Origin of the sequence: Comamonas sp. Z3 (genome assembly GCF_008121565.1) — a bacterium.
In the GTDB taxonomy this organism is placed as follows: domain Bacteria; phylum Pseudomonadota; class Gammaproteobacteria; order Burkholderiales; family Burkholderiaceae_C; genus Comamonas; species Comamonas brasiliensis.
On sequence record NZ_VOQU01000003.1, the window covers coordinates 776,240 to 788,171 of the forward strand.

Here is an 11,932-nt window from a genome sequence, read left to right on the forward strand (position 1 = left end):
CCGAGGCGGTTGCAAGCGTATTGGATTCATTGAATTTTTAAGAGAACGTCATGACCTCTCAGTTTGTTCTGACCTTTGGCCGCGAGGCGCTGACCCTGCTGCTCATGATCTCCATGCCGGTGCTGGGCGTGGTCATGGGCGTGGGCCTGCTGGTGAGCGTCTTTCAGGCCGTGACCCAGGTGCATGAGGCCACGCTGGCCTTTGTGCCCAAGCTCATCGCTGCCGTGCTGGTGTTTGCCGTGGCCGGACCGTGGATGCTGTCCACGCTGGTGGATTTCATTCGTCGCACCATAGAGAGCATTCCGGGTTCGGTGGGATGATTTCCTTTAGCGAAGCCCAGATCGCCGCCTGGCTCTCGCCGCTGATCTGGCCTTTTGTGCGCGTGCTGGCGCTGTTCACCGCGGCGCCCGTGTTTTCCCAGAAAGCCATTCCCATGCGGCTCAAGGTCGGGCTGGCTTTCCTGGTTGCGCTTTGCGCGCAGCCCGTGCTGGGCGAGCAGACGGTGGTCAGCATTGCTTCGGCCCAGGCGCTGGGCACGCTGGTGCAGCAGGTGGTGGTTGGGCTGTCCGTGGGCTTTGCCGTGCGCCTGGTGATGGCGGCCATCGAAGTCGCCGGTGAAGTGGTAGGTCTGCAGATGGGCTTGAACTTCGCGTCCTTCTTCGACCCGACCAGCAATGCCCAGCTCAGCGCCGTGGCGCGTTTCCTGGTGCAGATCGCCACCTTGCTGTTCATCGTCATCAACGGCCATCTGCTGGTGCTGATGGCGGTTCTCAAGAGCTTCCAGGCTTTCCCCGTCGATGGCAATTTCCTGCAGGCTATCTCCCAGATGCGGATTCACGAGATGGGCAGCGCCATTTTCTCCAGTGCTTTCTGGATTGCCCTGCCCATGATTGCCATGCTGCTCTTCGTCAACCTGGTGCTGGGCATCATCTCCCGGGTCGCGCCGCAGATGAATATCTATGCCGTGGGCTTTCCGGTCACCTTGACCGTGGGCCTGCTCGGCCTGACGGCCACTCTGCCCTTGCTGGAGCAGCCCCTGGTGGCCCTGCTGCAAAAGGGCATGGCAGTCTTCGGCGTCTAGGGCGAGCGACTATTTTTTTATAGCTTGATGCGCTTTGTGGACAAGCGCTGAAGCCGGGTTTGGCTTTCGGTCAGCGGCTCAGGGCGTATCGATCAGCCCATTCTTGATGGCATAGGCGGTCAGTTCGGCGTTGCTGCCCATGCCCAGCTTCTCCAGCACGCGTGCCCGGTACACGCTCACCGTCTTGGGGCTGAGCATCAACTCCTGTGCAATCTCGGTCTGGCGCTGACCGCTGGCAATCTTCAGCAGCGTCTGCATCTCGCGCTCGGACAGGGTTTCATGCGGCACCGGGGCCGCAGGCTGGGCCAGACTGTCGGCCAGCATCTGGGCCACCTCGGCAGTCAGGTATTTGCGTCCGCTGTGGACGGTGCGCACGGCGTCGATCAGCAGCACCGGATCTCCCGCCTTGTTGGCATAGCCGGCCGCGCCGGCCTTGATGCTGCGCAAGGCATACTGGTCTTCGGGGTACATGGAGACCATGATGACGCGGATCTGCGGATGCGTTTCGCGCACGCTGGCCAGTACTTCCAGGCCGCTGCGGCCCGGCATATTGATGTCCAGCAGCAGCACATCGCAGGTGGCATCGCGCAGTTGCTCACGCAGCTCGGCGTAGCTGCCGGCTTCTGCAGTGACGCTGATGTCCGTCGCCTCTGCCAGGGTGTCGCGTATGCCCCGGCGCAAAATGGCATGGTCGTCGCACAGCACCACGTGAATCAAGGTTGCTCTCCCAGGAAGTCAGATGGCAGACCGGGCAAGCGCGTGGTTGGGCGGCTCATGCCTGGGTCTCTGCCAGAGGAATGGTGAGGATGATAGAGGTTCCTCGGCCGGGGTGGCTGCTCACATCCAGCCAGCCCTGAATAGTTCGCGCGCGCTCACTTAGTCCGCGAAGGCCGAAGGAATGCGGTTTATTGCGCTCATCCTGGCTCAGGCCTATGCCGTTGTCTGTTACTTCCAGTGTCAAAAAACCCTCGTGGTCGGACAAATCCAGGGTCACCTGGCTGGCTTGTGCGTATTTGCTGATATTGGTCAAGGATTCCTGTGCCGTACGGTAGACCACCACCTGCTGCGCGGCTGCTATTTCCATATGCTCGCGGCTGGTGTGCAGCTGGGCGGGTATGCCGGTGCGGCGCTCGAAGTCCTGGGCCAGCCATTGCACGGCTGCCACCAGTCCCTGGTCCAGTACGGGCGGACGCAGGTTCTGCATGATGCGCTGGCTGGCGCCCAGTGCGTGCTCCAGCATCTCCAGCGCCGATCTGGCATGCTCGCGCTGCTTGCCTTCGGGGCTGTTGCGGATCAGCCAGGCCAGGTCGAACTTGACGGCAGTGAGCGAGCCGCCGATGTCGTCGTGAATCTCGCGCGAGATATTGGCGCGCTCCTGCTCGATGCTGGTGTGCAGGTGTTCGGTCAGCTCGGCCAGGCGCTTTTCGGACTCGGCCAGTTGCAGCGCGGCGCGGCGGCGGGCCAGTCGCGCTTCATGGACTTCCATGGCGCGCTTGATGACACGGGGCAGGCTGTTGATCTGGTCCTTGAGCAGATAGTCGCTGATTCCCAGGCGCATGATGTCCACTGCGGCGGACTCGCCGATGGCCCCCGACAGCAGCACGAAAGGGGGGGCGTCGGCACGGTTTCGCACCAGGTCCCAGACATCAAGCGCCGTGAAGCCGGGCAGATGATAGTCCGCCAGGATCAGGTCGAATTCCTGCGTCTCCAGGGCGTCGCTGACCTCCTGCAGACTGTCCACGGCCGTGAGCGTGCAGGGCAGCTGACCGCGCTTGAGGCTCAGGCGTGCCAGCGCCTGATCTGCGACAGAGTCTTCAATATGGAGGATTTTCAAGGTCTGATTCCGGAATTGAATATCGCCAAGGAGGCTATCATTGGATACATTTTGGAACATCGAGGGCTGTTGTCGTCAGGTCGTGGCTGTGTGGTCACGAGGGACGGACTGCTGATCGGTTCATTTCGTGGAGCATGGCGGCAGGGCCGTCATGATGGTTTTACGCAGTTGGAGTAACAATGCAGACGATGCAAAACCCTTCGGGTGTGCCTGCAGTTGCCGTGCCGGTGATGGTGGCTGCGGAGCTGCAGGATGCCTTGCTGGTCACGCTGCGTGATCTGCAGCGTCTTGAAGGGCTGCTGGACCATGCCACGCACAATCTGCTGGAGCGCTTCGAGCAAGTCAATGGGCAATTGTCGCAGCCGGCCTTGCCTGATTCCACTGCGCTGGCAACAGCACGTGAGTCGTTGCGCCTGGCTGTGACCGAGCTTCAGTTTCACGACATGTCGTCTCAGCTGATTGCCCATATGGCACACACTTTGCAAGCCTGTGCTTTCAGGCTCGGGGCTGCCGCCATGGGTAGGGACGAGGACGAGGCGGAGTCCGCCATCAGTCTGCCAAACCTGCCCGAAAAGCCCAATCCCGTCACGCAAAGCGAGATGGATGCCGGCTCCGTGGAGCTGTTTTGAACTTCTACCCTGTTTTCCGTTGCCCGTCTGTTGGAGCTGTACATGCGATCGATTCTGGCTGTTGATGATTCCCCCTCGATGCGAAAGATGGTGTCTTTCACATTGAGCAGTGCTGGTTTTAAGGTGGTGGAAGCCGTCGACGGTGTGGATGCGCTGGAAAAAGCGCAGGCGCAGAACATCGATCTGGTGCTGGCCGACCAGAACATGCCGCGGCTGGACGGCATCGGTCTCACGCGCAAACTGCGTGAAAACCCGAAGTTCAAGGGCACGCCCATCCTCATACTGACCACGGAATCCAGCGATCTGATGAAGCAGGCGGGCCGGGCTGCAGGTGCCACAGGCTGGCTGGTCAAGCCCTTCGATCCCAATCGATTGATCGAAGTTATTCAAAAAGTGCTGCGTTAAGCCGATAACAACGAATCACAGCAGGAAACACCATGGCGGATACACACCAGGATGGCGCAGGTTCGGGCGCAGACTTCGACCTTAGCCAGTTCTATCAAATCTTTTTCGAGGAAGCCAGCGAGAACCTCGACCAGATGGAGCAGATGCTGCTCAGCCTGGACCTTTCGGCCGCCAATGATGAAGAGCTCAACGGTATCTTCCGCTGCGCCCACTCCATCAAGGGCGGTGCGGCGACCTTTGGCTTCTCGGATGTGACCGAGCTCACGCACCGCATGGAATCCCTGCTGGATCGCCTGCGCCGCCACGAAATCACGCCCATCCCCGAGATGGTCGATGTGCTGCTGGAGTCGGCGGACGCCAGCCGCAGCCTGCTGGCACGTCACCAGTCGGGCGACGAGGGCGAGCCGGTTTCCACTGCGGAACTCGTGGTGCGCATCGAGGCCCTGGCCCAGGGCCTGACCGAAATTCCCCAGATCAACCGCAGCGCCGCGGCTGCCGAGCCTGCGCAGCAGGCGGCCGCCGCCGTCGCGCAGCCACCCGCTCAGGCGCCGGCTCCGGTCGCTGCCCAGGCGGCGGAGCCAGGCCCTGCGATCGGTACCGAGCCTCCCGAGGGTGCACGTGAGCTGATGATCGAGATCGGCCCGCTGTCCCGGCTGGAGCTGGGCGACGCCATCAAGGAGCTGTTCCGCGACATTCCGGGTCTGGGCACGATCCAGGACCAGGCCAGTGCCAAGGCCGATCACCGTCTGTTCAAGGTCAGAACGGTGTCCACCGATGACGAGTTGCGTGATCTGTTTGTCTTCCATGTCTCCAAGGAGCAGGTGCAGATCAGCGAGGCGACCCTGCCGCAGTCCGCGGCCGAGCCCGTGGCCGAGCCGGAAGCCGTGGTCGATGAAGAGGCCGCCATGCCGCCCCACAATCTGCCGGCCGAAGAAGCCTACGGCTTTTTTGCGGGTGCTCCGGGCAGCCCCGAGGCTCAGCAGAATCAGGAGCATGGTGCGCTTGCCGGCGCTGGAGGTGCTGCGCAAAAGGCTGCACCCAAGGCCGCTGCAGCCCATATGGAGTCCACCAGCATCCGCGTGGATGTAAAGAAGGTGGACCAGCTCATCAATCTGGTGGGCGAGCTGGTTATCACCCAGGCCATGCTGGCACAGAACAGCCAGGGGCTGGACCCGACGACCTATCAGCAGCTGCTGGCCGGTCTGGCCGACCTGGATCGCAACACGCGTGACCTGCAAGAGTCCGTGATGTCGATCCGCATGATACCCATGTCCACCGTGTTCAGCCGCTTCCCGCGCATGCTGCGCGACCTGGCGGGCAAGTTGGGCAAGAAGATCGATCTGGTCACGCTGGGTGAGGCCACCGAGCTGGACAAGGGACTGGTCGAAAAGATTACCGATCCGCTGACCCATCTGGTGCGCAACAGCGTGGACCACGGCATCGAGATGCCGGAGGACCGCATCGCTGCAGGCAAGTCCGAACATGGCACGCTGACGCTGGCGGCATCCCACCAGGGCGGCTCCATCGTCATTGAGGTGCGTGACGACGGCAAGGGCATGAATCGCGAGAGGATTCTGAACAAGGCCCGCGAGCGCGGCATGGATGTCTCCGACAGCATGCCCGACAGCGAGGTCTGGCAGCTGATCTTTGCGCCGGGCTTCTCGACGGCCGATGTGGTCACCGATGTCTCGGGCCGCGGCGTGGGCATGGACGTGGTCAAGCGAAACATCACCTCGCTGGGCGGCACGGTGGAGATCGAGTCCGTCGCCGGCGTGGGCATGAAGGTGGCGGTGCGTCTGCCGCTGACGCTGGCCATCATGGACGGCATGTCCGTCGGTGTGGGCGAAGAGGTCTATATCCTGCCGCTGTCCTCGGTGGTCGAGTCCTTCCAGGTCAAGGCCGACGATGTCAACACCGTGGCCAATGGCACCCAGCTGGTCAAGGTGCGCGACGAGTACATGCCGGTGATCGCGCTGGAGCGCACTTTCAAGGTGCCGCGCGCCGATGAAAGCCAGACCAGCAACATCATGGTGGTGGTCGAGGCTGAAGGCAGTCGCGTGGCGCTGCTGGTCGACGAGCTGCTGGGCCAGCACCAGGTGGTGGTGAAGAACCTGGAAAGCAATTACCGCAAGGTGCCCAATGTATCGGGTGCCACCATTTTGGGCGACGGATCCGTGGCGCTGATTCTGGATACGGGCGCTCTGGTGCGCCGTACCCGCCACTGAGGCAGCCAACCCGAACAACGCAGAGAGAGCCGACATGAACATCATCAACAAGACTGCCGAAGGCGTGGCCACCGGGGCCCGCGAATACCTGACCTTCCGCCTGGGCGAGGAGGAATACGGCATCGACATCCTCAAGGTGCAGGAAATCCGTGGCTACGAGCAGCCCACGCGCATTGCCAACGCACCCGAGTTCATCAAGGGCGTGGTCAATCTGCGCGGAACCATCGTGCCCATCGTGGACATGCGCCTGCGCTTCAACTGCTCCGAGGTGGAGTACAACGCCTTCACCGTGGTCATCATCCTGAACCTGCGCAATCGCGTGGTCGGAATCGTGGTGGACTCGGTCAGCGATGTGATGGAGCTGGCCGCCGATGCCGTGCGTCCTGCGCCCGATATCGAAAGCGCCATCGACAGCGGCTGCATCCTGGGCCTGGGCTCGGTGGGCGAGCGCATGCTGATCCTGCTGGACATCGAGAAGCTCATGGGCAATGTCGACATGGGCCTGGTGGCCTCCGAAGCCTGAGTGCGCCAGAGGTCTGTGTGCTGAACCTGGGACGTAACGCTTCATTCGCAGCCTCTCCTGCCCGGCCTGAGCAGGATGATGAGGCGCTGCCGGGCGGCATGTCCGGTCCGCTGGCGCAGGGGCGCGAGTTCGTCTGGTCCAACCGCGACTTTGCCCGCGTCCAGACCCTGATCTACAAGCGTGCCGGCATCAGCCTGCATGATGGCAAGCACGCCATGGTCTACAGCCGTCTGTCGCGCCGCCTGCGCGAGACCGGGCATGAGAGCTTTGTCAGCTATCTGGACTGGCTGGAGAGCATCAACGACGGGCCTGAATGGCAGGAATTCGTCAACGCACTGACCACGAATCTGACCTCGTTCTTCCGCGAACAGCATGCTTCGACATCCTGGCCCAGCATCTGCGCAGCCATAAACCCGGCGGCAATGGCTGGAAGGTATGGTGCAGCGCGGCCTCCACGGGAGAGGAGCCTTATTCCATCCTGATGACGGCGGTGGAGAGTCTCGGTGCCTCGGCCAGCTTTCAGCTCATGGCCAGCGACATCGATTCGCGCGTGCTGGAGACCGCCTCGCGCGGCGTGTACCGGGCAGAGAACCTCAAGGGCGTGAGCACCGAGCGGCTGCACCGCTTTTTCCTGCGTGGGCGTTCGGCCAACTCGGGGATGGTGCGGGTCAAGCCGGAGCTGCGCCGCATGGTGGACTTTCTCAACGTCAACCTGATCGCCGGCGACTGGCCGTTCCGGGAGACCTTCGACATCGTCTTCTGCCGCAACGTGATGATTTATTTCGACGCACCGACCCAGCGTCGCGTGCTGGAGCGCATTCATCAGGTGATGCGTCCGGGCGGGCTGTTGTTTGTCGGTCATGCCGAGAATTTCAGCGATTCGCGCGATCTGTTCGCGCTCAAGGGCAAGACCGTCTATGAGCGCCAATGAAGCTGAAGGGCAGGGCTGCAAGTCATGAGGAATCTGAGCTCTCCGCTGGATCTGCCAGGTGCTGGCGCTGCCAGACCCCTGCGCGGCAACAGCTTCGTGCCCCTGGGCTATCCTGATCCGGCCATGCCGGCGCCGGTCTCATCGCTGGAGCAGCTCAAGCGCCAGCCGCGCCAGCCGGGCGAGGCCTCGTTCTTCTACTACGACCCGCACTTCCAGCTCAATTCGGCCAAGGTGTTGCCGGGCGAGTACTTTGTCTCGCGCGACGAGATGGCCATCGTCACCGTGCTGGGTTCCTGTATCGCGGCCTGCCTGTGGGATCGTTTCATGCGCATTGGCGGCATGAACCACTTCATGCTGCCTGACGGCGATAGCAGCGACGTCTCGGGGCGCTATGGTTCGTACGCCATGGAGCTGCTGATCAATGAGATGCTCAAGCTGGGCGCAAGGCGCGAATCCATGCAGGCCAAGATTTTTGGCGGCGCCCAGGTCATGGCCAATTTCACGACCATGAATGTGGGTGAGCGCAACACCAGTTTTGTGACAGAGTATCTGCAAACCGAGCGCATTCCCATCGTCTCCGAGGACGTGCTGGATATTTATCCGCGCAAGGTGGTGTTTTTCCCATCCACGGGCAAGGCCATGGTCAAGCGCCTGGCACACGCCCATCCCGAGGCATTGGTGCAGCAGGAAATCACTCGCGGCAACGCGGCTGCGGTGGCACGCAATACGGCGGGCGGCTCGGTGGATCTGTTTTGAGGAAGGTTGAGCGTTGTTAAAGCCAAAAATCCGGGTGATCGTGGTGGACGACTCTGCGCTGGTGCGCAGTCTTCTGGCCGAGATCATCAATCGCCAGCATGACATGGAGTGCATCGGCTCGGCCAATGACCCGTTGATCGCGCGTGAAATGATCCGCGATCTGAACCCCGACGTCATCACGCTGGATGTGGAAATGCCCCGCATGGACGGCATCGATTTCCTCGGGCGGCTCATGCGCCTGCGACCCATGCCGGTGGTGATGATCTCCACGCTGACCGAGCGGGGTGCCGAAGTCACCATGCGCGCCCTGGAGCTGGGTGCCATCGATTTTGTGGCCAAGCCCCGCGTCGGCGTGGCCAACGGCCTGCAGGAGCTGGCCAGCCAGATTGTGGACAAGATCCGCGTGGCCGCCGTGGCCCAGGTGCATCGCCTGCCGGTGGTGCCGCACGGTGTGGCCGCGTCGGCGGGTACGGGCGCCAAGCCTGCGGCGCCCCGTGCGCCGGCGACTCCCGGTCTGCTGGGTCGCATCTCGACCGAAAAAATCATCGCCATCGGCGCTTCCACGGGGGGCACCGAGGCGATCCGTGAAGTGCTCACGCATCTGCCAGCCGACTGCCCGGCCATCGTCATCACCCAGCACATGCCGCCGGGCTTTACCACCAGTTTTGCGGCACGGCTCAACAGCCTGTGCCAGATGACGGTCAAGGAGGCCGCGCACGGCGAGCGTTTGCTGCCCGGCCATGCCTATATCGCTCCTGGCGGCAGGCATTTCTCCATCACGCGCAGCGGTGCCAACTATGTGGCCGTGGTCGATGATGCGCCGCCCGTCAACCGTCACAAGCCCTCGGTGGAAGTGCTGTTCAAGTCCGTGGCCGCCAGCGCCGGGCGCAATGCCTACGGCATCATGCTCACCGGCATGGGGGCTGATGGCGCCACCGCCATGCGCGAGATGCGCGATGCCGGCAGCTACAACTTGGTGCAAGATGAGAGCACCTGCATCGTCTTCGGCATGCCCCGCGAAGCCATTGCCCATGGTGCGGCCGACGAGGTGCTGCCTCTGCCGCAGATCGCTCATGCACTGCTGACCAAGCTGCGCGGCGGCTCGGACCAGGTACATCACCGTATCTAGGATTGCATAAAAAGAGAGCGCCTTGCGCTTGTCAGGTAAAGATTTCAGGCTTCTAGAGCTTTGAAATCAAGAACTGACAGGCGCAAGGCGCTCTCTTATTTGATGGCCTGATTATTCAGACAGTAAGGTCCAGCGCTCCAGCGCCTCCATCAGTGCTTCATCGATCTCCGCATCGCGCTGGTGCATGGCGACGGCCTTGGCGTTGTCGCTGGCAAACAGGCTGCCGTCGGCCAGTGCTTGCTGAATCTGCTTTTGCTCGGTCTCCAGTGCGGCAATCGTGGCCGGCAGGGTTTCCAGCTCGCGCTGATCCTTGTAGCTGAGCTTCTTCTTGGGGCTGGTCGCAGCGTCGGTGCGGCTTGCGACGGGCTTGGGCTCCTCCTTGGGGGCGGACTTGGCCTGCGCGGCTTCGGCCATGGCCTTGCTGCGGCGCGATTGCTCCATCCAGTCCGTCACGCCACCTTCGTATTCACGCCAGTGGCCGGGGCCTTCCCAGGCAATCGTGCTGGTGACCACGTTGTCGAGGAAAGTGCGGTCGTGGCTGACCAGAAAGACCGTGCCGTCGTAGCTTTGCAGCAGGTCTTCGAGCATGTCCAGCGTCTCGATGTCCAGATCGTTGGTCGGCTCGTCCAGCACCAGGACATTGGCCGGTCGCGCAAACAGACGGGCCAGCAGCAAGCGGTTGCGCTCGCCGCCTGATAGCGATCGGACCGGGGAATGCGCACGCGCCGGAGAGAACAGAAAGTCCGCCAGATAGCTCTTGACGTGCTTTTTCTGGTTGCCGATCTCGATCCACTCGCTGCCGGGGCTGATGAAGTCTTCCAGCGTGGCATCCAGATTCACCTGATGGCGCATCTGGTCAAAGTAGGCCACTTGCAGATTGCCGCCCAGGCGAACCTGGCCGCTGTCCGGAGCCAGCTCGCCCAGAATCATCTTCAGCAGCGTTGTCTTGCCTGCGCCGTTGGGGCCCAGCAGGCCGACCTTGTCGCCACGCAAAATGGTGCCGCTGAACTTCTCGACGATCTTCTTGTCGCCAAAGGACTTGCTGACATCGGTCAGCTCGGCCACGATCTTGCCCTGATAGCCGTCGCCCTTGCCGGATGCGATATCCATGTTCACGCTGCCCAGCACATCACGGCGCTGGGCACGGCTGGCACGCAATTCCTGCAGACGGCTGATGCGGCTCTGGCTGCGGGTGCGGCGGGCTTCCACGCCCTTGCGAATCCAGACCTCTTCCTGGGCCAGCAGCTTGTCCGCCTTGGCGTTGATGACGGCCTCCTGGCTGAGCTGCTCTTCCTTTTGCAGCACGTACTGAGAGAAGTTGCCCGGGTAGGTGCGCAGAACGCCCCGATCCAGCTCCACGATGCGGGTGGCGATGCGGTCCAGAAAGCTGCGGTCGTGGGTGATCGTGATCACGCTGCCCTTGAAGGCAATCAGCAGCTCTTCCAGCCACTCGATGGAGTCCAGATCCAGGTGGTTGGTCGGCTCGTCGAGCAACAGGACATCGGGGCGGGCCACCAGAGCCTGGGCCAGCGCCACGCGCTTGCGGGTGCCGCCAGACAGACTGCCCACCAGGGCGTTCGGGTCCAGATGCAGGCGCTGCAATGTTTCTTCTACGCGCTGCTCCCAGTTCCAGGCATCATAGGCCTCGATCTGCGTCTGCAGCTCGTCCAGATCCTCGCCCTCGCCGCCAGCCAGGTAGCGCTCGCGAATCGCAATCACGGCCGCAATGCCGTCCGACGCCGACTCGAAGATGGTGTGCTCCGGGTTCAGGTCGGGCTCCTGCGCCACATAGGTAATGCGGACCCCGTTCTGCACCTGGAGCTGGCCGTCATCGGCCTTTGCCAGTCCGCCCAGAATCTTGAGCAGTGAAGACTTGCCGGCGCCGTTACGGCCGATCAGGCCGACGCGCTCGCCGGTCTCCAGGGAAAAATTTGCGTGGTCCAGCAGGGCCACGTGCCCGAACGCCAATTGAGCGTCTAACAAAGTAATCAGTGCCATCGTGCCAGCATTATCGTTGGCCTCCATAGAGACAGCGGCCGTAAGGCCGCTGTCTCTATCTCTGTCTATGGATGCAGCCCGGGCAAAGACCACGCTGGCAGATGAATCTTTTGTGTCAGAAGCGGCATGGCTAGGGTTTCACCTATGCTATAGTTCGATCCATCGCAGCAAACGACTGCCTCGCAAAAACTCAAAAGTTCTTGCGCAGGAATGCAAAAGTTGTGATACACTACAAGGCTTCGCTGATCGCAGCAAGCAACGAGATTCAAATTCAAGCTTCTTGATTTTGCACTTGGCTCCTTAAAAAAATACAGCCGATAAGCGTGGGCGTTTGAGGGCAAGCAGCCAGTTCTTCGGAACAAACTCTTCGGAGTTATCAAACGCTCACAAAAACAGTAATGAGGAAGAATTAATTCTTCTT

Annotated in this window: 11 protein-coding genes and 1 pseudogene; 9 read left to right on the forward strand and 3 right to left on the reverse strand. The window is 61.9% G+C overall.

All coding sequences use genetic code 11. The features are described 5' to 3' along the window. Positions 1-50 precede the first annotated feature (50 nt). Complete coding sequence (fliQ, locus tag FSY59_RS12115; protein ID WP_003059126.1) at positions 51-320, forward strand: flagellar biosynthesis protein FliQ; 270 nt, start codon at positions 51-53, stop codon at positions 318-320. Beyond that, a complete protein-coding gene (fliR, locus tag FSY59_RS12120) occupies positions 317-1,081 on the forward strand; it encodes a flagellar biosynthetic protein FliR (protein ID WP_003059125.1) in 765 nt (254 codons plus the stop codon). Before fliQ ends, fliR begins: the two co-directional genes overlap by 4 nt. Before the next feature lie 78 nt (positions 1,082-1,159). Here the strand turns inward: fliR and FSY59_RS12125 are convergent, their stop codons facing one another. Continuing rightward, positions 1,160-1,798, reverse strand: a complete 639-nt coding sequence (locus FSY59_RS12125) for a response regulator transcription factor (RefSeq protein ID WP_003059124.1) — start codon at positions 1,796-1,798, stop codon at positions 1,160-1,162. A 55-nt stretch (positions 1,799-1,853) separates the two neighbouring features. After that, a complete protein-coding gene (locus FSY59_RS12130) occupies positions 1,854-2,975 on the reverse strand; it encodes an ATP-binding protein (protein WP_003059123.1) in 1,122 nt (373 codons plus the stop codon). Positions 2,976-3,094: 119 nt separating this feature from the next. Here FSY59_RS12130 and FSY59_RS12135 point away from each other — a divergent pair, with 119 nt between their 5' ends. From FSY59_RS12135 to FSY59_RS12165, 7 genes and pseudogenes are all read left to right on the forward strand, one after another. Beyond that, positions 3,095-3,544: a hypothetical protein gene (locus FSY59_RS12135; protein WP_003059122.1), complete on the forward strand. Its 450-nt coding sequence runs from the start codon at positions 3,095-3,097 to the stop codon at positions 3,542-3,544. Between the two features lie 42 nt (positions 3,545-3,586). After that, the gene (locus tag FSY59_RS12140; protein WP_003059121.1) at positions 3,587-3,949 is read left to right on the forward strand and encodes a response regulator; all 363 of its coding nucleotides are present in this window, start codon (positions 3,587-3,589) and stop codon (positions 3,947-3,949) included. Positions 3,950-3,981: 32 nt separating this feature from the next. Further along, a complete protein-coding gene (locus FSY59_RS12145; RefSeq protein ID WP_148729017.1) occupies positions 3,982-6,174 on the forward strand; it encodes a chemotaxis protein CheW in 2,193 nt (730 codons plus the stop codon). Between the two features lie 34 nt (positions 6,175-6,208). After that, positions 6,209-6,697 (forward strand): chemotaxis protein CheW, encoded by a 489-nt coding sequence (locus FSY59_RS12150; protein ID WP_003059117.1) that lies wholly within the window; start codon positions 6,209-6,211, stop codon positions 6,695-6,697. 17 nt (positions 6,698-6,714) lie between these two features. Continuing rightward, positions 6,715-7,628, forward strand: a pseudogene (locus tag FSY59_RS12155) (CheR family methyltransferase). A 24-nt stretch (positions 7,629-7,652) separates the two neighbouring features. Beyond that, on the forward strand, positions 7,653-8,384 hold the full coding sequence (gene cheD, locus FSY59_RS12160) for a chemoreceptor glutamine deamidase CheD (RefSeq protein ID WP_003059115.1): 732 nt from the start codon (positions 7,653-7,655) through the stop codon (positions 8,382-8,384). Positions 8,385-8,397: 13 nt separating this feature from the next. Continuing rightward, positions 8,398-9,513, forward strand: coding sequence for a chemotaxis response regulator protein-glutamate methylesterase (locus FSY59_RS12165; RefSeq protein WP_003059114.1), 1,116 nt, complete (start codon positions 8,398-8,400; stop codon positions 9,511-9,513). Positions 9,514-9,624: 111 nt separating this feature from the next. On the opposite strand, the gene FSY59_RS12170 is transcribed toward FSY59_RS12165, so the two are convergent. Next, a complete protein-coding gene (locus FSY59_RS12170; RefSeq protein ID WP_148729018.1) occupies positions 9,625-11,511 on the reverse strand; it encodes an ATP-binding cassette domain-containing protein in 1,887 nt (628 codons plus the stop codon). Positions 11,512-11,932 lie beyond the last annotated feature (421 nt).

Coding starts and splice junctions, on each gene's coding strand:
- fliR (WP_003059125.1), top strand. CDS start 317: ATGATTTCCTTTAGCGAAGCCCAGATCGCCGCCTGGCTCTCGCCGCTG.
- cheD (WP_003059115.1), top strand. CDS start 7,653: ATGAGGAATCTGAGCTCTCCGCTGGATCTGCCAGGTGCTGGCGCTGCC.
- FSY59_RS12145 (WP_148729017.1), top strand. CDS start 3,982: ATGGCGGATACACACCAGGATGGCGCAGGTTCGGGCGCAGACTTCGAC.
- FSY59_RS12150 (WP_003059117.1), top strand. CDS start 6,209: ATGAACATCATCAACAAGACTGCCGAAGGCGTGGCCACCGGGGCCCGC.
- FSY59_RS12130 (WP_003059123.1), bottom strand. CDS start 2,975: ATGTTCCAAAATGTATCCAATGATAGCCTCCTTGGCGATATTCAATTC.
- FSY59_RS12170 (WP_148729018.1), bottom strand. CDS start 11,511: ATGGCACTGATTACTTTGTTAGACGCTCAATTGGCGTTCGGGCACGTG.
- FSY59_RS12140 (WP_003059121.1), top strand. CDS start 3,587: ATGCGATCGATTCTGGCTGTTGATGATTCCCCCTCGATGCGAAAGATG.
- FSY59_RS12135 (WP_003059122.1), top strand. CDS start 3,095: ATGCAGACGATGCAAAACCCTTCGGGTGTGCCTGCAGTTGCCGTGCCG.
- fliQ (WP_003059126.1), top strand. CDS start 51: ATGACCTCTCAGTTTGTTCTGACCTTTGGCCGCGAGGCGCTGACCCTG.